Origin of the sequence: Bradyrhizobium sp. ISRA464 (assembly GCF_029910095.1) — a bacterium.
Taxonomy (GTDB): domain Bacteria; phylum Pseudomonadota; class Alphaproteobacteria; order Rhizobiales; family Xanthobacteraceae; genus Bradyrhizobium.
Window position 1 is genome coordinate 829,746 of record NZ_CP094526.1, and the last position, 19,476, is coordinate 849,221.

The 19,476-nt window shown below is 65.8% G+C and carries 17 protein-coding genes; 5 read left to right on the forward strand and 12 right to left on the reverse strand.

Annotated features, from left to right (window positions below):
* Window positions 1-289: 289 nt before the first annotated feature.
* The 3 genes from MTX19_RS03880 to MTX19_RS03890 all read right to left on the reverse strand — a co-directional run bounded on the left by MTX19_RS03880 (window position 290) and on the right by MTX19_RS03890 (window position 3,121).
* Window positions 290-1,306 (reverse strand): ABC transporter substrate-binding protein, encoded by a 1,017-nt coding sequence (locus tag MTX19_RS03880; RefSeq protein WP_280982509.1) that lies wholly within the window; start codon window positions 1,304-1,306, stop codon window positions 290-292.
* Between the two features lie 153 nt (window positions 1,307-1,459).
* Window positions 1,460-2,326: an ABC transporter permease gene (locus MTX19_RS03885; protein WP_280982510.1), complete on the reverse strand. Its 867-nt coding sequence runs from the start codon at window positions 2,324-2,326 to the stop codon at window positions 1,460-1,462.
* A 15-nt stretch (window positions 2,327-2,341) separates the two neighbouring features.
* Window positions 2,342-3,121 carry an ABC transporter ATP-binding protein gene (locus MTX19_RS03890; RefSeq protein ID WP_280982511.1) on the reverse strand — a complete coding sequence of 260 codons (780 nt, stop codon included), beginning with the start codon at window positions 3,119-3,121 and terminating at the stop codon, window positions 2,342-2,344.
* A 117-nt stretch (window positions 3,122-3,238) separates the two neighbouring features.
* Between MTX19_RS03890 and MTX19_RS03895 the strand changes: the two genes are divergently transcribed.
* Complete coding sequence (locus tag MTX19_RS03895; protein ID WP_280982512.1) at window positions 3,239-3,904, forward strand: response regulator transcription factor; 666 nt, start codon at window positions 3,239-3,241, stop codon at window positions 3,902-3,904.
* A gap of 46 nt (window positions 3,905-3,950) precedes the next feature.
* Window positions 3,951-5,252: a sensor histidine kinase gene (locus MTX19_RS03900; protein ID WP_280982513.1), complete on the forward strand. Its 1,302-nt coding sequence runs from the start codon at window positions 3,951-3,953 to the stop codon at window positions 5,250-5,252.
* 27 nt (window positions 5,253-5,279) lie between these two features.
* Here MTX19_RS03900 and radC read toward each other — a convergent pair whose 3' ends face one another.
* Window positions 5,280-5,993 (reverse strand): DNA repair protein RadC, encoded by a 714-nt coding sequence (gene radC, locus MTX19_RS03905; protein WP_280982514.1) that lies wholly within the window; start codon window positions 5,991-5,993, stop codon window positions 5,280-5,282.
* Window positions 5,994-6,111: 118 nt separating this feature from the next.
* Here radC and MTX19_RS03910 point away from each other — a divergent pair, with 118 nt between their 5' ends.
* Window positions 6,112-6,831 (forward strand): DNA-3-methyladenine glycosylase I, encoded by a 720-nt coding sequence (locus MTX19_RS03910; protein ID WP_280982515.1) that lies wholly within the window; start codon window positions 6,112-6,114, stop codon window positions 6,829-6,831.
* Window positions 6,832-6,861: 30 nt separating this feature from the next.
* Here MTX19_RS03910 and map read toward each other — a convergent pair whose 3' ends face one another.
* Complete coding sequence (gene map / locus MTX19_RS03915) at window positions 6,862-7,686, reverse strand: type I methionyl aminopeptidase (protein WP_280982516.1); 825 nt, start codon at window positions 7,684-7,686, stop codon at window positions 6,862-6,864.
* A gap of 214 nt (window positions 7,687-7,900) precedes the next feature.
* Window positions 7,901-9,217 carry a mechanosensitive ion channel domain-containing protein gene (locus MTX19_RS03920; RefSeq protein WP_280982517.1) on the reverse strand — a complete coding sequence of 439 codons (1,317 nt, stop codon included), beginning with the start codon at window positions 9,215-9,217 and terminating at the stop codon, window positions 7,901-7,903.
* A 218-nt stretch (window positions 9,218-9,435) separates the two neighbouring features.
* On the opposite strand from MTX19_RS03920, the gene MTX19_RS03925 reads away from it, so the two are divergent.
* Window positions 9,436-11,229 (forward strand): potassium/proton antiporter, encoded by a 1,794-nt coding sequence (locus tag MTX19_RS03925; RefSeq protein WP_280982518.1) that lies wholly within the window; start codon window positions 9,436-9,438, stop codon window positions 11,227-11,229.
* 24 nt (window positions 11,230-11,253) lie between these two features.
* On the opposite strand, the gene MTX19_RS03930 is transcribed toward MTX19_RS03925, so the two are convergent.
* From MTX19_RS03930 to mepA, 6 genes are all read right to left on the reverse strand, one after another.
* Window positions 11,254-12,459, reverse strand: a complete 1,206-nt coding sequence (locus tag MTX19_RS03930; protein ID WP_280985848.1) for a hypothetical protein — start codon at window positions 12,457-12,459, stop codon at window positions 11,254-11,256.
* A gap of 39 nt (window positions 12,460-12,498) precedes the next feature.
* Entirely contained in the window at window positions 12,499-13,170 is a 672-nt protein-coding gene (gene modC, locus MTX19_RS03935) for a molybdenum ABC transporter ATP-binding protein (RefSeq protein ID WP_280982520.1), read from the reverse strand.
* A gap of 2 nt (window positions 13,171-13,172) precedes the next feature.
* The gene (modB, locus tag MTX19_RS03940; protein ID WP_280982521.1) at window positions 13,173-13,868 is read right to left on the reverse strand and encodes a molybdate ABC transporter permease subunit; all 696 of its coding nucleotides are present in this window, start codon (window positions 13,866-13,868) and stop codon (window positions 13,173-13,175) included.
* A 162-nt stretch (window positions 13,869-14,030) separates the two neighbouring features.
* The gene (gene modA / locus MTX19_RS03945) at window positions 14,031-14,816 is read right to left on the reverse strand and encodes a molybdate ABC transporter substrate-binding protein (RefSeq protein WP_280982522.1); all 786 of its coding nucleotides are present in this window, start codon (window positions 14,814-14,816) and stop codon (window positions 14,031-14,033) included.
* 190 nt (window positions 14,817-15,006) lie between these two features.
* Window positions 15,007-15,513 carry a hypothetical protein gene (locus tag MTX19_RS03950; protein ID WP_280982523.1) on the reverse strand — a complete coding sequence of 169 codons (507 nt, stop codon included), beginning with the start codon at window positions 15,511-15,513 and terminating at the stop codon, window positions 15,007-15,009.
* 177 nt (window positions 15,514-15,690) lie between these two features.
* Window positions 15,691-16,635 (reverse strand): penicillin-insensitive murein endopeptidase, encoded by a 945-nt coding sequence (gene mepA, locus MTX19_RS03955; RefSeq protein WP_280982524.1) that lies wholly within the window; start codon window positions 16,633-16,635, stop codon window positions 15,691-15,693.
* A 602-nt stretch (window positions 16,636-17,237) separates the two neighbouring features.
* Here mepA and MTX19_RS03960 point away from each other — a divergent pair.
* On the forward strand, window positions 17,238-19,451 hold the full coding sequence (locus MTX19_RS03960) for an EAL domain-containing protein (protein WP_280982525.1): 2,214 nt from the start codon (window positions 17,238-17,240) through the stop codon (window positions 19,449-19,451).
* Window positions 19,452-19,476: the final 25 nt, after the last annotated feature.

A 19,476-nucleotide genomic window follows, 5' to 3' on the forward strand; every position in this document is an offset into this window, starting at 1 on the left:
CTCCACGACTGTCATCGCCCGCGAAAGCGGGCGATCCAGTATTCCAGAGGCAGCTGATTGATCCGAGCGGCCGCGGCGTACTAGATGCCCCGCATGCGCGGGGTATGACGGCGGGGCGGAGCGATGGATTGCTTCCGTCTTCGCCGAGGCTTCGGCGGACAAGTCGTCGCGGTCGCTCCTCGCAATGACGGCGTGCTGGATTGGATCGCGCCACAAACTCGATGTCGTCCCGGCTTTCGCCGGGACGACGAATGGAGAGAGATGCGAAAGCGTCCTTTCCCGCGATATTTCAGCTTCCGGGCCGACCGGCGAGTTGCGGCACGAACATGTCGCTCCACTTCGCCGGCTTGACCTTGATCGAGCCCGCCTTGTGCATGAACTCGGCGAATTGCATCACGCCTTCCGGTGTCGCGGTGAAGCGTGCATCCTTGTCCTCGATCATCTGCTGGACTTCCGCGGCGTCAACCTTGACCTTCGAGTTCTTGGCATAGATCTCGGCGGCGAGTTTCTTGTCCTTGGCGATGAGCGCAGTGGCGTCGTCCATCGCCTCGATGAAGGCCTGGGTCATCTTGGGATTGGCGTCGACGAACTTCTTCGGCGCGAAGGTGACGTCGAGCGTGAGATTGCCGAGATAGTCGACCGAATTGAGCACACGGTGGATGCCGGGGCTCTTGGCTTCCAGATACTGGAAGGGAGGCGAGGTGAAATGGGCCTTGACCTCGGTCTTGCCGCCGACGAGGGCGGCGAGCGCCTCCGGATGCGGCAGGCTGATCGTCATCGGATCCATCTTGGCGTAGTTGGCAGCGCCGAATTCCTTGGCGGCGATCATTTGCAGCACGACGGCGGCGAGCGAGGTCTTGATGCCGGGCAGCGCGATCTTGTCGGTCGGGGTGAAGTCCTTGAGCGACTTCAGCTCCGGCTTGTTCGCCATCAGCCACAGCGAAGTCGAGCTCATGCCCGAGACGCCGACGACCTCGACGCCGGGGATGCCCTTGGCCTTGGCCCAGAGCGTGACGAAGCCCGGCGCGCCGGTGCCGGCGAAATCGAGCGTGCCGGCCATCATCGCGTCGTTGATGACGTTGCCGCCGTCAAGCATCAGCCAGGTCACCTTGATGTCGCCGAGCCCGGCGGCCTTGGCGCGCTTCTCCAGGAACTGCTGGTCCTGCATCACGATTAACGGCAGATAGAGGATGCCGAAGCCCTTGGAAATGCGCACTTCGGCGACCTCGGCACGGGCCGGGGCGCCGAGCGCCGCCGCGAGCACGGCGGCAGCCGCGAGCGAGCGGACGATGTTCTTCAATGTCATAAGTCTCCTCCTTGGAATGCGGGCCATTCGGCCTGGTTGCGGTGGTGGGCTGGAGCGTTTTTCAGCGAAGTGGATACCGGTTCGCGTGAAGAAAACGCGTCAAAACAAGAATCCAGGACGTCGGTTCCGATTCAAATCAGAACAGAAAATGCTCTAGTGCTGCATACCCCAGCGACGGATCGTCCTGCGCTCGATGTTGGCGAAGACGATATTCTCGACGAAGAGGCCAATCAGGATCACGGTGAAGAGGCCAGCGAAGACGTTCGCCGTCTCGAGCTGGTTGCGGTTCTCGTAGATGAACCAGCCCAGCCCGCCCGAGCCCGACGAGACGCCGAAGACGAGTTCGGCGGCGATCAAAGTGCGCCAGGCGAAGGCCCAGCCGACCTTGAGGCCGGTCAGGATCGCCGGGAAGGCTGCCGGGATCAGGATGAGGCGCACCAGCTTCAGGCCGCGCAGGCCGTAGTTCTGCCCGACCATCCGCAGCGTGTTCGAGACCGAGCGGAAGCCGGCATGGGTGTTGAGCGCGATCGCCCACAACACCGAATGCACCAGCACGAAGATGATGCTGCCGGTGCCCAGCCCGAACCAGATCAGCGCCAGCGGCAACAGCGCGATGGCCGGCAGCGGATTGAACATGGAGGTCAGCGTCTCGAGCAGATCGGCGCCGATCCGCGAGCCGATGGCCAGCGTCGTGAGCAGCGCCGCTAGGGCGATGCCGATGCCATAGCCGATGACGAGCGTCTGCAACGAGACGAGCATGCGCTGCGGGATGACGCCGCTTGCGACGTTGCTGACGAAGGCCTCGACGGTTTGGCCAAAGGTCGGGAACAGCAGCGGGTTGCCGAGCCAGCGGCCATAGATCTCCCAGGCCACGGCGAGGACGACAAGGATTGCCGTCTTGCGCACGAAGCCGAGGCGATAGATGCGCTCGGCCGGGCTGAGCGTCTTGGCGACGACGGGGGCGTCGCCCGACTGGACTTCGCGGATGATTTCCGGACGGAAGCTGACGAGATCGGTCATGACGGTCGCCTCGGCTCAATGGCTCGCGAAGAGCATATCGTTGATGCGGGTTTCGAGCGCAGCTTGCTTGCCGGTGCCCATCTCCGCCGGCGGCACGCTGTTGAGCTCGGCCTTGACCTCGCCCGGATGCGGCGAGAGCAACAGGATGCGGGTGCCGACGCGGATCGCCTCCTCGATCGAATGGGTCACAAAGAGCACGGTGAAGTGCGTGTCGTCCCACAGCCGCAGCAATTCGTCCTGCATCTTGCGCCGCGTCAACGCGTCGAGCGCGGCGAACGGCTCGTCCATCAGCAGCACGTCAGGTTCCATCGCCATGCCGCGGGCGATAGCGACGCGCTGCTTCATGCCACCGGAGAGCGTGTGCGGATAGCTGTCGATGAACTTGGTCAGGCCGACCTTGTCGATGTAGGAGCGCGCCCGTTCTTCAGCCTCTGTTTGGCCGGCGCGGCCGGAGGCGGTCAGGGCGAACACGACGTTCTCGCGCACCGTCTTCCAGGGCAGGAGCTGATCGAACTCCTGGAACACCATCATTCGGTCGGGGCCCGGCCCGGACACCTTGCGCCCTTTCAGGCTGATCTCGCCCTCGACGGGGGTGAGGTAGCCGCCGATTGCCTTCAGCAGGGTCGACTTGCCGCAGCCGGACGGTCCGAGCAGCACGAAGCGGTCGGACGGATAGACATCGAAGGAGACCCGGCGCGTCGCGGTCACCACGGCGTCAGGCGTCTTGTACTGGAGCGTCACACCCGCTACGGAAAGCAGCGGCGACGCGGATGCGGCATCAGATGGCGCGAGCATGTGGCCCTCCCTTGTGTTGTGCCTCGTGTTATGTCCTTGCGCACTTATGGGCGCTTGGGAGATGAGATAGCGTGGCTCACTGACGCGAAACTGACTCAGGACGCCGGAGGCTCCCGTTTGCGGGTACTCGTTGTCGAAGACACCGTCGATATCGCCGAGGCCGTGGTCATGCGCCTCGAGAAAGTCGGGTACGCCGTGGACTGGGAGCGGGACGGCCTGACCGCCGCCGAGCTGCTTGAAGTGCAACCCTACGATCTCGTGATCCTCGACCTGACGCTGCCGGGACAGGACGGAATTGCGGTCCTGAAGGGCATGCGCAGCCGCAAGCTCGCGACGCCGGTGCTGGTGCTGACCGCCCGGTCCGCCGTCGACGACCGGATCGGCGCACTCGACCTCGGCGCCGATGACTATCTGATCAAGCCATTCGACTATGGCGAGCTCGAAGCGCGCGCCCGCGCCCTGCTGCGTCGCAGCGCAGGCCAGCCCGACAATCTGCTGCGCGTCGGGCCGCTGGTCATCGACCGTGCCGGCCGCGTCGCGACCGTCGCCGACAGGCCGCTCAATCTGACCAGACGGGAGCTGACGGTTCTCGAAATCCTGGCGGCGCGGCCCGAGCGCATCGTTCCCAAGGAAGAACTCGTCGAGCAGCTCTTCAATTTCGATCAGGAGGCGAGCCCCAACGCTGTCGAGCAATTCGTGGCAAGGCTGCGGCGCAAGCTCGGCGATGCGCCGATCGAGATTCGTACCCTGCGCGGGCTAGGCTATCAACTTGCGGCACTCTGACCTGCGTTACTCGCTGCGTGTCCGGATCATCGCCGTCCTGTCGGCGGTGCTGGCGCTCGGCGCGGTGATCCTCGGCTTCGCCGCCTGGCGTTCGGCCTCCATCGCCGCGCAACAAGCCTATGACCGCATGCTGAGCGGCGGGGCGATCCAGATCGCCGAGAACGTCTATGTGCAGGGCGGCGTCGTGACGCTCGAGCCGCCCGTATCCACCATCGCGGCGCTGGCGGCCTACGATCTCGTCTTCTACAAGGTCGTTGACCCGCGCGGTGTCGTCGTCGCCGGCTACGAGGACCTCGCCTCGGAAGCCGGGCCCGAGCAGATACGCAATGGTGTGGTGATCGAGGACGGACTCTATCAGGAGCAGCCTGTTCGCATCGCCACGGTGGCCAAGCAGATCGAAGATCCTGCCGTGGGCGGCTGGGTGACAATCGTGCTGGCTCAGACCACCGAAGCCCGGCGCGCCCTGGCGCGTGATCTTACATTGAAGGCGCTCGGCGTCATCGCGGCCATGAGTGCACTCGCGCTGCTGGCGACGGGCTATGCAGTCACGTTCGCCCTGAAGCCGCTCACGCGCATCGAGCGCGAGATCGTTGGACGCCGCCCGGATGATCTGCGGCCGCTTCAGACCGAGCCGCCCGCCGAGATCCGCAATCTTGTGCACGCGATCGATGACTTCATGCGGCGGCTTTCGGATCGCATCACGCTGATGCAACGCTTCATTGCCGATGCCGCGCATCAGATCCGTACGCCGCTGGCGGCGCTCGACGCCCAGGTCGAAATCCTGTCGGCGACGCCTCCGTCGCGGCAAAAGGCCGTCACGGTGGCGCGCATTCGGGAGCGGACGACCGAGCTGGGCCGGCTCACCGGCCAACTTCTCGATCACGCCATGGTCATTCACCGGGCTGACGTTGTCGCCATGACGCCCATAGACCTCAACGTGTTGGCAAGGGGCGTTCTGGCCGCGGCGGTTCCGTTGTCCCTGACGCGCGAGGTCGATATCGCTTTCGTGCCGGCCGAGCCGACGCCAATCGTGAATGGCGACGCGGTCAGCCTGCGCGAAGCGCTGGGCAATCTCATCGACAACGCGTTGAAACATGGCGCTCGCAGCAGGCTCGTCGTTTCCGTCGGCGCCGATGACGGCAGGGCATGGATCGAAGTCGCCGACAACGGTGATGGATTTGCCGTTCCGCCAAGCGATGTCATCCGGCCGTTCGCGAAGGGACCGGATTCCACCGGGTCCGGTCTCGGCCTTGCCATTGCGGCCGAGGTCGCCCGTGCCCACAAGGGAGAAATTGCCATCTTCCGCGAGGGAGCTATGACGCGCGTTCGTCTGCTGGTCGCGACATAGGCGCGGCAGTTCAGTTGCGTTCGGTGTTCAAATCAGCCGCATCCCTTTCAAGCTCGCATGTCCGTTCTTGCCGACAATGATGTGGTCGTGCACCGCGATCCCGAGCGGCCTCGCGATCTCGACGATCGCCTTCGTCATTTGGATGTCGGCCTGCGACGGTGTCGGGTCGCCGCTCGGATGATTGTGCACCAGGATCAGCGCGGTCGCCGACAGTTCCAGCGCGCGCTTGATCACCTCGCGCGGATAGACCGGCGTGTGGTCGACGGTGCCGGTCTGCTGCACCTCGTCGGCGATCAGCTGGTTGCGCTTGTCCAGGAAAAGCAGGCGAAACTGCTCCTTGTCGGCAAAGGCCATGCTGGAGCGGCAGTAGTCGATCACATCGTTCCACGACGACAGCGCGACGCTGCGCCTGATCTCGCCCTTGGCGATCCGGTCCGCCGCGGCGGCGATCAGCTTGAGCTGGTTGATCGCGGCGTCCTTGACGCCGTCGACCTCGCGGAGCCGCGCCACCGGCGCATGCACGACCTCGGCGAACGAGCCGAACTTCTTCAACAGCGCCTTGGCGAGCGGCTTGGTGTCGCGGCGTGGGATGGCGGCAAACAGCGCCATCTCCAGCAGCTCGTAATCGCTCAGCGCCTCTGGCCCGGCCGCGTAGAAGCGTTCGCGCAGCCGTTCGCGATGGCCGTGATAATGCGGCGTCTCGTCGGATTCGGTCTGGCTGTCGGCGGGCTTGGCGGGCATCGGCCACAACCATGCCGTGCCCGCCGGGTTTTGCAAGAGCCGATGCTGCCCCGGTTTGCCTCGGCCGAACCGCTGAACTACCGTTCGCTCTCCTGAAAACATCGGGAAAGGTGTGGGCGTGACTTCATTCAAGGTGATCCGGGCACGTGCCGAGAAGCGCAAGGGCGGCGCGAAGGCACTGGAGACGGTGCTGCCGCTGGTGACGACGCCGAAGGCGCTGGCCAAGCTCGGCGACGACCGCGCGCTCGCCGAAATGACCAAGCGCGTGTTCTGCGCCGGCTTCGCCTGGAGCGTGATCGATGCCAAATGGTCGGGGTTCGAGGATGCCTTCCTGGGCTTTCAGCCGGCCAAGCTCGCCTTCAAGCCCGATGAATTCTGGGAGAAGCTCACGAGCGACGCCAGGATCGTGCGCAACGGCGCCAAGATCATGTCGGTACGCGACAACGGCCGCTTCGTGCAGGAGATCGCGCGCGAGCACGGCAGCTTCGGCAAGTTCCTCGCCGCCTGGCCGTCATCGGATGAGGTCGGGCTATTGGACCTGCTGGCCAAGCGCGGCAGCCGGCTTGGTGGCAATACCGGGCAGATGCTGCTGCGCTTCCTCGGCTGGGACGGCTTCGTCACCTCACGCGACGTCGTCGCCTGCCTGCGCGACGCCGGCCTCGACATCGCCGAGGAGGTCAAGTCGAAGCGCGATCTCGCCAAGGTGCAGGCGCAGTTCAATGCCTGGGCGGAGGAGACCGGCTTGCCCTACACCCACATCTCGCGCATCTGCGCGATGTCGATTGGAGAGAATTATACGCCGGAGGAGATCATCGCGCGGACGCGGAGCGACGCTTGATTGCGCCGCCGCCGATTATACCGCCGCCGATTACACCGCGACCCAGGGCTTCTCGCCGTGACGCTCGGACAGTGTGAAGATCTCGACGCCGTCGGCGGTGACGCCGACCGAGTGCTCGAACTGCGCCGACAGCGAACGGTCGCGGGTCACCGCGGTCCAGCCGTCGGAGAGGATCTTCACATGCGGCTTGCCGAGATTGATCATCGGCTCGATGGTGAAGAACATGCCGGGCCTCAGCGTCACGCCTTCGCCCGGGCGGCCGATATGGATGATGTTCGGTTCGTCGTGGAACAGGCGGCCGAGACCATGGCCGCAGAAGTCGCGCACCACGCTCATGCCCTGCGGCTCGACATAGCTCTGGATGGCGTGGCCGATGTCGCCGGTGGTGGCGCCGGGCTTGACCGCGGCAATGCCGCGCATCATCGCCTCGTAGGTCACCTCGATCAGCCGCTCGGCCTTCCGCGCGATGCCGCCGATCGCATACATCCGGCTGGAATCGCCATACCAGCCGTCGACGATGAAGGTGACGTCGATGTTGACGATGTCGCCCTCCTTCAGCGGGCGGTCGCTGGGCATGCCGTGGCAGACCACGTGATTGATCGAGGTGCAGGTCGAGTAGCGATAGCCGCGATACATCAGCGTCGCTGGATAGGCGCCGTGGTCGAAGGCGAACTTGCGGACGAACTCGTCGATGACGGAGGTCGGGACGCCCGGCCTGACGATGTCGGTGAGCGCATCGAGGCACTTCGACGCCAGTGCGCCCGCCTTGCGCATGCCGACAAAACCGGTCTGCCCGTGCAGCTTGATTTGTCCGGTCTTGCGCAGGGAGGTGTCGGTGGCGTCGATATAGCTCATGGGCGGGTCGGTTCTGGAGGCAAGGGGCTGATTTCTGGCCCTAATTTAATGATCGGGGCGGCCGGTGCAAGCCAAGGTTGGACATAGGGCGATGCCCAAACGCCTGATTTCCGGGCAGGAGCCGGATCCGACGGCCCGCGCCGGCGCAAAGTCGCAACCGGTTTGCCCTCGCGACAAACGCGGAACGCGATTGCGCGGAGATCGGGGCCGGAAGCTAGCTGGAAACCTCCACCACGCTCTCGACCGGGAGCGCGCCGCCACGGACGCGGAGTTCCCGCACCGGGTAGGGCACGTGGATGCCGCGACCCTTGAAGGCGTCCCACAGCGCCAGCATCACGTCGCTCTTTACCCTGTCCATGCCGTCGGGATCGGCGATCCAGAAGGTCAGCGAGAATTTCATGCCGAACTCGGCGAATTCGGTCAGGATGCAGCTCGGCGGCTTGCCCTTGATGGCGCGCTCATGGGCTGCAGCGGTGTCGATCGCAAGTTGGCAGACCAGCTTGGGATCGGCATCGTAATTGGTGGCGAAGGCGATCTTCACCAGCGTGTTCTTGTCGGTATAGGTCCAGTTGGTGACCTTCTGCGTCACCAGATCCTCGTTCGGGATCAGAAACTCGCGGCCGTCGCCGGCGGCGACCGAGATGTAGCGCGTCTTCATCGCGCTGATCTTGCCCGAGCTGTCGCCGATGGTGACGAGGTCGCCCGGCTTCACCGATTTGTCGACCAGCAGGATCAGCCCGCTGATGAAATTGGCGACGATCTTCTGCAGACCGAGACCGATGCCGACGCCGGCTGCGCCGGTGAACACGGCAAGCGCCGAGAGGTTGATGCCGACCGCGTCGAGCGCGATGGCGACCGCCATCACCATCAGCCCGATGCGGATGATCTTGACCAGCAGCACCTGGATCGACGGCGTCAGGTCGGTGGCGCGGTTGATGCGGCTCTCGGCGAAATTGCTGGCGATGTTGGTCAGCCACAGCGCCACGATCAAAACCGCGCCGGCCTTGATCAGCAGCAGCGGCGTCAGCCTGAGGCCGCCGACCACGACGCCGACCGAATCCAGCGTGTCCGCGGCCCAGTTGAGCTCGCCGATGATGCTCAGCGCGGCGACCACCCAGGCCGCGATCGAGACCAGCTTGACGATGAAGGCGTTGTCGATCACCGACGTCACCAGGCGGATGACCAGCCACGCCAGGGCCAGCTTGGCGGAGACCGCGATCAGGTAGCTGCGGCTTGGCCAGGTCGTGTGCCACATCACGATCCGCGAGATGATCATCAGGACCGCGAACACGGCGGTGGAGGCGCTCGCCACCATCACGCGCGCGAAGTGCCGGAGCGGCAGCGGCCAGCGCATCGCCAGCGACGACATGTCGACCCGCGCGTGAATGGCGGTGTCGGCGGCGTAGGAAATCCCCGCGGCCGCGAGGATGATGCCGAACTGAAGGTAGAACCAGGGCGAGGCGATCTCGGCCCCGACCGAGCGCGCCGCCATTTGGATCGATTCCAGGACGTCCTTGAGGCTCATGTCCATCGGCAAAATCTCAACTCAAGTGCGGGTCAGGCAAATGTGATTCGATTGGCCGGTAGAATCCCACAAAGGCGGGCATGCGACCATCGATACAACACAGTGTCGAGGCGACCTGAGGCTGCAAAACCGGGCACAATGCCGCTGATGACAGAAAATGGGTTGGCGTCCAAGTGTGGCGACGATAAGGATGCAATTGCAAGTATTTGATCCACTGAAGGCGCATGGCTTCCCTCGACGCGGTCAGCATAGCAATCCTGCTCGGCGCCGTTCTGGTGATGGCCGGCATCCTGTCGAGCCTGCTGGCATTGCGGTTCGGCGCCCCCCTGCTTCTGGTGTTCTTGCTGGTCGGCATGCTGGCCGGGGATTCCGGGCCTGGCCACCTCCAGTTCGACGACGTCCGCACCACCTACCTGGTCGGCTCAGTGGCGCTGGCGCTGATCCTGTTCGACGGCGGGTTGAAGACGCGATTTGCCAGCATCCGCACGGTGCTGGCGCCCTCGATGATGCTGGCGACCGCGGGCGTGCTGCTGACCGCGCTGGTCACGGCGCCGGTCGCCCGCTATGTACTCGACCTCAACTGGATCGAGTCGCTCCTGGTCGGCGCCGTCGTCGCCTCGACCGACGCCGCGGCGGTGTTCCTTTTGGTGCACACCCAGGGCCTGCGCCTGCGCCCGCGTGTCGGCGCGACGCTGGAGGCCGAATCCGGCACCAACGACCCGTTCGCGATCTTCCTCACCCTGATGCTGGTCGAGTTCATCTCGATCGGCCAGAGCTCGGCGTCGCATATCGCGATGGAGTTCATCCAGGAGGCGGTGCTCGGCGCCGTCATCGGGGTGGTCGGCGGCCGGCTGGTGGTGCTGGCGCTGAACTATGTGGCGCTGCCGCAAGGGCTGCACGCGCCGTTCGTCACCACCGCCGCGCTGGTGATCTTCGGCGGCTCGCAGATCGTGCATGCCTCGGGGTTTCTCGCCGTCTACCTCGCCGGCATCATCATCGGCAACCGGCCGACCCGCGCGCATAATTCCGTGGTGACGTTTCTCGACGCCGCGACCTGGCTGGCGCAGATCGTGATGTTCGTGCTGCTCGGCCTCTTGGTGTCGCCGCATCGCCTGGTCGCGAGTGCAGGCGGGGCGGTGCTGGTGGCGTTCGCGCTGATGCTGGTGGCGCGGCCGCTGGCGGTGCTGGTCTGCCTCGCGCCGTTCAAGTTCAACTGGCGGGAGAAGGTCTTCATCGCCTGGACCGGGCTGCGCGGCGCCGTCGCGATCTTCCTCGCCTCGATCCCGATGCTGGTCGGCCTGTCCAAGGCCTATCTCTATTTCGACGTCGCCTTCGTCGTCGTCATCATCTCGCTGCTGCTGCAGGGCTGGACGCTGGCGCCAGCGGCGCGGCGGCTGCATGTCGCGCTGCCGCGCACCGAGCGCGGCCCGCGCCGCGTCGAACTGGATCTGCCCGGCCAGCTCGAACAGCAGCTGGTCGGTTATCCGGTCCGGCCGAAGAGCCTGTATTTCCGCCGCGGCCTGATCCCGTCCTGGTCGAAGCCGACGCTAGTGATCCGCGACGAGCGGATCCTGACACCGACCGAGGCCGATCCCGTCGAGCCCGGCGACTACCTCTATCTGCTGGCGCCGCCGGAGCGCGCCGAGGCGCTCGATCGCTTCTTCGTCGACATGCCGCCGTCGACCGCACCCGACCCGCATCTGCTGGGCGACTTCATGGTCTCGGGTGAGCACACGCTTGGCGAGCTCGCCGAGATCTACGGCGTCAAGGTCGATGAAAACCAGGCCAAACTGACGCTGGCGGATTACTTCGACATCAATCTCGACCGCGCGCCGAAGGAAGGCGCCGAGCTCGCGCTGGATGCGATTGTCCTGGTGGCGCGCAATATCAGCGGCGGCCGCGTCAATGTCGTCGGCCTTCGTCTGCCGGAAGAAGAGGAGGAGGCCGTGCCGCAGACGCGGATGCAGATCCTCCGGCGCAAGCTTGCGGATATCTGGGCGTCGGTGGCGGGGGTCTGACCCCCAAGGGGGCGGAGACGCAGCTTACGTCTTGCGCAGGAAATTCGAATCGGGCGCGAACTTCTTGATCATGTCCGACAGGTCGTCGTCGGCCGGCGAGGGCGGCGGCTCCTTCGAGGCGGGGTTCGGCTTGGTCGGGTCGGTGAGCTTCTCGCCGGAAATCTCGGCCAGCGCCGCAAGCAGGGTCGCGTCGACATCGCTGGCCGGCGCGCCTGCCTTGGGCGGGACAGGCGGCGGCGCAGCAGGCGTGCCATCCGGCTCGCGCTTCGCGGGTGCGGGTGGACCCTCCGGCGGCGCCCCCGGCCTTGGCGGATCGGCCCGTTTGGCGGACGCCTCGGTGACGGCGGCGATCAGCGACGCTTCGAGATCGGCGGATGGGTTGGACGATGGGAGCGGCGGCAGCCGGCCGGGCTGCCCGTGCCTCGGCACCCGCGCGAACTCCGGCTCCCGCCGGGTCACGGGCGCCGGCCGGCTCGCCGCATCGCCGCCGGGCCTGGACGGATCGGCCCGTCCGGCGGTCCGGGCGGAGGCCTCCTCGACCGCGGCGATCAGGGACGCCTCGAGCGCGTCGGCCGGATTGGCCGGCGGCGGTGGCGGTGCGGTGCCCGGCTTCGCGTCCCCGGACGCCCTCACGGCCTGGGCCTCGGAGCGAGGTAGCGGCGGCTGCGATCCCCGTGCCGGCGCAGGCGGCGGCACCGGCTGACCGCCGCTCGCCCGTGCGATGATGCCGTCGACGATCCCGCCGAGCCGGTTCTTGTCGGGCGCGGCGAGATAGTTGGTCGCCAGCTCGTCGACATATTGCGGGCCGTAATCGGCAAGGACCTTGGCGAGGCGGGCAATATCGGGATCGCTCGCGACCAGCCGGTCCCACGCCTCGCGGTCATAGGGGGCATCCCCGGTCTTGGCGGGCCATGCCGCCCGGCGGGGCTGCCGCGGCGTGCCGTCGCGCTGGACGACGGGCTCGAAGATCGGCGGCTGTAGACCTGCGCCGACAAGCGGCGGGATGAACCCCACGGCGGGCGCGGCCACCGCCAAACTGGCGCGGTGCCGGCCGCGCTCGGCGACCTGCAGCGAAATCAAGCCGAGGCCCATCAGCAGGAAACCGACGGCCGCCCACGCGACCGTCACACACAGCGCCAGGCCGATCAGCAGCAATGTCCAGCCAGTCAATCGCACGATGCGTCTTTCCCTATGCGTCCGGTCCGACGCCAAGGGACGTCTAGCGGACAAGCTGGGCTATCTTATGCCGGCTTTCGGTGAAACGGCCAGCTACGACGTCGTCGTCAGCACCTTGACACCGCCGAAGGCAGTCACCTGGCCGAGGCGCAGCATCACGATCTGGGTGGCGAGCTGGCGCAGCTCGGCGGCGTCGTGGCTGACATAGACCATGGGGATACCGGCCTCGTCCCGCAGCCGCACCAGGTAGGGCAGGATCTCGAGCTTGCGGCCCTCGTCGAGCGCACCCAGCGGCTCGTCCAGCAGCAGCAGCCGCGGCTTCGAGAGCAGCGCCCGGCCGAGCGCGACCCGCTGGCGCTCGCCGCCGGAGAGCTTTCCGGGACGGCGGTCGAGCAGCGCGCCGATGTCGAGCAGCTCGACCACCCGCTTGCGCTGCGCGGGATCGTCGGCGAGCCCGTTCATGCGGCGGCCGTAATCGAGATTTTGCCGGACATCGAGGTGCGGAAACAGCCGCGCGTCCTGGAAGACGTAGCCGATGCGGCGGCGATAGGTCGGGACGTGGATGCCGGCCGAGGTGTCGTCGACGGTTTCGCCGTCGATCACGATGGTGCCGCGGTCGGGGCGCAACAGCCCGGCAATGGTATTGATCAGCGAGGTCTTGCCGGAGCCGGAGGCGCCGAACAGCCCGGTGACGCGGCCCTCGCTGGCGAACGACGCCGCAAGCGTGAACTCGCCGAGCTGCTTGGTGATGTCGACGCGCAGCATCGCTATTGTCCGTGCAGGCGTGCGGTGGCGCGGCGCGCGAACCACTCCGCGGCGACGAGTGCGCCCATCGCGATCACGATCGAGATGATCACGAGCCGCCCGGCGGCGCGGTCGCCCTCCGGCGTCTGGATCAGCGAATAGACCGCCGACGAAATGGTCTGGGTTTCGCCGGGGATGTTGGAGACAAAGGTAATCGTCGCGCCGAACTCGCCGATCGCCTTGGCGAAGCCGAGGACCATGCCGGCGAGCACGCCCGGCAGAGCGAGCGGCAGCGTCACCGTCGCGAACACCCGCCAGGGAGCGGCGCCGAGCGTCTCGGCCGCCTGTTCGAGCCGCCGGTCGATTGCCTCGATCGAGAGGCGGATCGGCCGCACCAGAAGCGGAAACGACATCACGCCGCAGGCGAGCGCCGCGCCGGTCCAGCGGAAGGCGAAGACGATGCCGAGATGGTTGGCCAGCCAGGCGCCGACCAGGCCGCGCCGACCGAAGGTCAGCAGCAGCAGATAGCCGGTGACGACCGGCGGCAGCACCAGCGGCAGGTGCACGGCGGCATCGAGGATGGATTTGCCCCAGAAATCGCGCCGTGCCAGCAGCCAGGCGAGCGCGATTCCGAACGGAGTCGCCACCAGCGTTGCGATGACGGCGACCCTGAGCGAGAGCAGGATCGCCGTCCACTCGGTTGGCGAAATCTCAAACACTAGTGTCTGTTCCCGAAGTTCGGATGCAAGTGCGGCTCCTCTGTTACGAACTTCGGGAACAGACACTAGCAAGATTCGATTTGCCAGTGCCGCTGATCGATTTGAAGCTCCTCATCGTAGTCGCGGCAATCACTGGAGGAGCTTCAAATCGGCGGCGCTGGATCAGGTCGTCGGGCTGATCAGGAACTTGAAGCCGTACTTCTCGAGGATCGTCTTCGCCGCGGACGAGCGCAGGAAGGCGAGATAGTCGGAGGTCTCCGGCTTCGCATTTGTGGTCGCCGCCACCGGATAGATGATGGCGGGGTGGGTGTCGGCCGGGAAGGTGCCGACGATCTTGACGCCCGGCTCGACCTTGGCGTCGGTCGAATAGACGATGCCGAGCACGGCCTCACCGCGCGCTACCAGCGTCAGCGCGGCGCGCACGCTTTCGGCCATCGCGAATTTCGGCTCCGCCGCCTGCCACGCGCCGAGCTTCTCCAGCGCCGCCTTGGCGTATTTGCCGACCGGCACGGCCTTGACATCACCGGTCGCGATCTTGCCGTCGCCGGCAAGCTTGGCGAGGTCGAAGCCCGGGGCGATGTTGACATTGTCGATTTTGGAATCCTTCGGCGCGATCAGCACGATCGAGTTGCCGAGCAGATTGATCCGGGTCGGCTCGTTGATGGTCTTCTGCTTGATCGCATAGTCCATCCAGTCGGTATCGGCGGAGACGAACACGTCAGCCGGCGCGCCCTGCTCGATCTGCTTGGCGAGCGCCGAGCTTGCGGCATAGCTGGCGTTGATCTTGACGCCGGTCTTCGCGGTATAGGCCGCGTCGATGTCGTCGAGCGCATTCTTCATCGAGGCCGCGGCGAAGACGGTCAGCGTCTTGTCGTCGGCTGCGGCGGGCGAATGCATCGCGCCGAGCAGGATAACGAAGGCGGTGAAGAGTCCGACAATACGTGACATAGGAAGCGCTCCGTGCGACCTCGCGCGCGAACAAGCGCGCGCAAATCAGGCGTGGGATGGATCTGGGCCGCGATCGGCGGAAGCGCTGTTCCGCTGCTCCCTGGAGGACTTACGGTCATCGGGGATATCGCACTGCAAACATAGCAGGCTGAGGCTTACGGTAAAGGCGCTCGTTTGTCCAACGATCGTCCTATTCGCTCGGCTGGATCGCGATCGAAATCGAGTTCTCCCTGGCGCCGCTGACTTGCAGCACGAAGGGGCTCGCGGAGAGCTCATACTTCATCGTCTTGCGGATACCGTCGCAATCGGTCGCACCGCTGAAGGCCTTGGGCTTGAGGGAACGGCCGTCCTGCACCACGTCGACCCAGGCGCCGGCCGACAGGCTGATGGTGTAGAGCCCGGACTTCGGGGTTGTCTTGAAGCTGGTGAACCCGGCAAAGGTGCCATCCTTCGGCGCACGCTCCGGCGGCGTGGGAAGCTTTGCGTCGGCGGGAGTGACCAGCGTGAGCGTGATGCCCGTCGACGGTAACGCCGCCTGTTCGCTGCCCGACGTCAGCTTGGCGCGATCGGGCGCGGTGAGCGCGGCGCGCGCATGGTCGATCGGCCATTTGAACTTGTCGCAGCCGCTTGGCTCTTCCGCTGCGAAGGCGGGGTTTGCAACGAGCAACAACACGGCGGCAAGGAGCGATTTGCGCATGTCTAAGTCCACTGCAAAGAACGTTGGTCATCGTGTGCGACGACGGCCCGCATCGATAATAAAATGGGGGAATGACGAGAGATCAGCGCCCTGATCCGCGATGTGAACGCGCTTGCGGCGCGTGACGGCGGATCATAACGCATCTGCAGCCTGCCGGAACAGCGTCTGACAAAGATGTTATTGCTTGGCGTCCGGCGCGTTCAGTACCGCTTTGCAGTCTGCCGGCAGCTGCGCCAGCGTCATCGGCGGGCGCGGCTTCGGCGGTTTCGGCGGGGGTTTCGGATGCAGCACCGAGTCCTTGAACCAGAAGGCGAGGTCGGAGGGCTTGCAGCCTTCGTCCCCCGACTGCGACGGCTGTCCCTTGCATTCGGGGCTTCCGGGCGGGCATCGCATCCGGATGTGGAAATGGTAGTCGTGGCCCCACCACGGCCTGATCTTCGACAACCAGCTCCGATCGCCCTTGGCTTCGCGGCACAGCGCCTTCTTGATCGCAGCGTTGACGAAGATGCGCTGCACGGCCGGCTCCTGCGCCGCGTCGCGGAGCACGAGCACATGACCGGGCGTGAAGACGCGCGGATCAACGTCGAGGCGGTCGTCGCGCACCATCATGACCGCCGACATCTCCTCGCGCTCTTCGCGCGACAATCTGTGATCGGGCATCGGCGTCAGCCAGATGTCGGCATCGAGCCCGATCTGGTGACTGGCGTGGCCAGAGAGCGCGGGGCCGCCGCGTGGCTGGCCGATGTCGCCGACCAGGATGCCGGGCCAGCCCGCGTCCTTGTGCGCCTTCGCCGCAAGCCGCTTCAATAGCGCGATCATCGCCGGGTGGCCCCAGTAGCGGTTGCGCGACAGCCGCATCACCTGCCAAGTGTCGCCGTTCAGCGGCATCTTCACGGCGCCGGCGAGACAGCCCTTCGCATAGGAGCCGATCGACTGCGTCGGCATCGCGGCCGGCAGGACCTTGCGTGCGAACAATTCCTTCGCCCCGATCTTCGGATCCTTGGGGTTGGCGAGCGGCGGCAGCGGCTTGGGGTCGAGGGAGCCCTTGTCCTGCGACCAGGCGGAACTGGTGGCGATGAGGGCGGAGAGCAGGAGCGGGATCAGAAGCAGGCGGGGTGTCATTCGGATCACTCTGTCCGCGCAAGGCTAGCATGGATTTGCCGTGTGAGGACGGCGCTTTCATCGCAATTGCTTGATCACCCACAGCTAGGAGCAAAGATTACGCGCCGCTTCTCCGCCCGCCTGTGCCTGCAGCGCTTTGCAAGCGACGGCAGCCGGCAGGCATCATCTGCGCAGTTCATTCAGGGCAGGCGTTCGCACGCTGCGATGCTCTATGGGTTCGTCAAGTGCAACGGCCGTGGCGGTATGCGCATCGTGATCGCAAACCGGGCGCGCTGGAGCGCGCGCATCGCATCGCGCCTTAACTCCACGATAACCGTGTTGCGCGCTGACACATATTCGTGCGCTTCGGGAGATTTCGGCGCATCCACTATGCAATCGCACGCTCGTTTACGCATTCCTCACTATGCGACGGCGCCTCCGTCTTGCGAATCTGGCGTGTCGTCGCTTGTACAGTATCGTGCACTCGCGCGGTGCGTGTATTCGCCTTCAAAGCGGGCAGGCCGCGGGCTCGTGACCGGTGCGCTCCTCGTCGATAGATACCATTTTTTCAGACACTTATCGCAGAAACACTCGCCAAGCTGGAATGCGCGTGGGGCGTGCGGATGCCGATAATGCGGCCGAAAAAGATCAAGAAACCGAAGCAGGCTGCAATGCACCGTCGCCGTGGCCACCAGGCCAAGCCTGCGCCGAACCTGTCGGGCAGTTCGCACCGTGCTGCCGCCGAAATCGGCGAGCTGGTGCGTCAGCGTGCGCAGGCCGAGGCGGCGATCGCGGAGGCGCGCAAGTCCAACGAGCGGCTGCGCGAGGCGATCGATATTCTGCCGCAGGGCATCGTGTTTCTCGACGCCGAGGGTCGCTACATCCTCTGGAACAAGAAATACTCGGAAATCTACAAGCGCAGCTCGGATCTCTTCGAGCATGGCGCGCGGCTGGAAGACACCATCCGCATCGGTGTTGAACGTGGCGATTATCCCGAGGCGACGGGCCGCGAGGAGGAATGGATCGCCGAGCGGCTCAAGAAGATGTACCAGCCAGGCGAGCGGCACGAGCAGGTGCTCGCCGACGGCCGCGTCGTCCTGATCGAGGAACGGCTGACCTCGGATGGCGGCATTGTCGGGCTGCGCGTCGACATCACCGAGCTGAAGCAACGCGAAGCGTCGTTCCGCCTGCTGTTCGACGGCAACCCGGTGCCGATGATCCTGTGCGCGCTCGACGGTGAGCGGATTCTCAGCGTCAACGATGCGGCGGTCGCCCATTACGGCTATGCCCGCGCCGAGTTCGAGAAGCTCACGATCCGGAGCTTGCAGGCGTTCGATCCAGAACTGCCCTGGGCCGCGGGGCGCAGCACCGATGAACAGGCCGCGCGGACCTGGAAGCACGTTCGCGCCGACGGCACGCTGATCGATCTTGCGATCTATTCGCGCCAGTTGATGCACGGCGACCGGCCGGCCATGCTGCTCGCGCTGATGGACATGACCGAGCGCAAGCGTGCCGAGGCGCGGCTCGCCTTCATGGCGCAGCATGACAGTCTGACCGGCCTGCCGAACCGCAATCTGTTGCGGCAGCAGATGGACGACATGCTGCAGCACACCCGCCGCAGCTCGGACAATGTCGCGGTGCTGATGCTCGGGCTCGACAATTTCAAGGCGGTCAACGATACGCTCGGCCATGGCGTCGGCGACAAGTTGTTGCGCGGCGTGGCCAAGCGGTTGCGCTCGACCTTGCGCGAGGAGGATGCGCTGGCCCGACTCAATTCCGACGAGTTCACGATCGTGCAGAGCGGCGTGGTCCGGCCCGAGGACGCGGTCTTGCTGGCCAAGCGCATCCTGGATGCGATCGGCGAGCCTTATCTGCTCGAGGGGCATTCGGTGGTGATCGGCGCCAGCATCGGCATCGCGATGTCGCCCGGCGACGGCGAGGATTCGGAAAAGCTGCTGAAGAGCGCCGACATGGCGCTGTCGCGGGCCAAGAGCGAATTCCGCGGCACCTTCTCCTTCTTCGAGGCGGAGATGGATGCGCGCGCCCAGAGCCGGCGCAAGATCGAGATCGATCTGCGCGACGCGATCCAGAACGAGGGCCTGAGGCCGTACTACCAGCCCTTGGTCGATCTCGCGAGCGGACGCATCACCGGCTTCGAGGCGCTGGTGCGCTGGCCGCATCCGGAGCGCGGCATGATCTCGCCCGGTGAGTTCATCCCGGTGGCGGAGGAGACCGGGCTGATCAACCCGCTGGGCGGGCTGATGCTGCACCGCGCCTGCATGGACGCGGCGCAGTGGCCGGATGACGTCCGCGTCGCGGTCAACCTCTCGCCGCTGCAGTTCCGCACCGGCAATCTGCTGTCGCTCGTCACCGACGCGTTGAAGCGATCCGGTCTGCCGGCGCGGCGGCTCGAACTCGAGATTACCGAGACGCTGCTGCTGGAGAAGAGCAGCCAGGTGCTGGCCACGCTGCATGCGCTGCGCGCGCTCGGGGTGCGCATGTCGATGGACGATTTCGGCACCGGCTATTCGAGCCTGAGCTATCTGCGCAGCTTCCCGTTCGACAAGATCAAGATCGACCAGTCGTTCGTGCGCGACCTCGGCGCGAACCGCGACGCGCAGGCGATTGTGCGCTCGATCGTCAGCCTCGGCATGGGGCTCGGCGTCACCATCACCGCGGAGGGTGTCGAGACCGAGGCCGAGCTGAGCTGCCTGCGCGCCGAAGGTTGCCACGAGGGCCAGGGTTTTCTGTTCAGCCGCGCCCGGCCGAACGCCGAGGTCGTCAGCCTGCTGCAGGCCCAGCGCGGGGCGGAAGTGAGATCGGCGCTGGTGGCGTAGGGGCCAGCGCCCATTGCTTCATTGC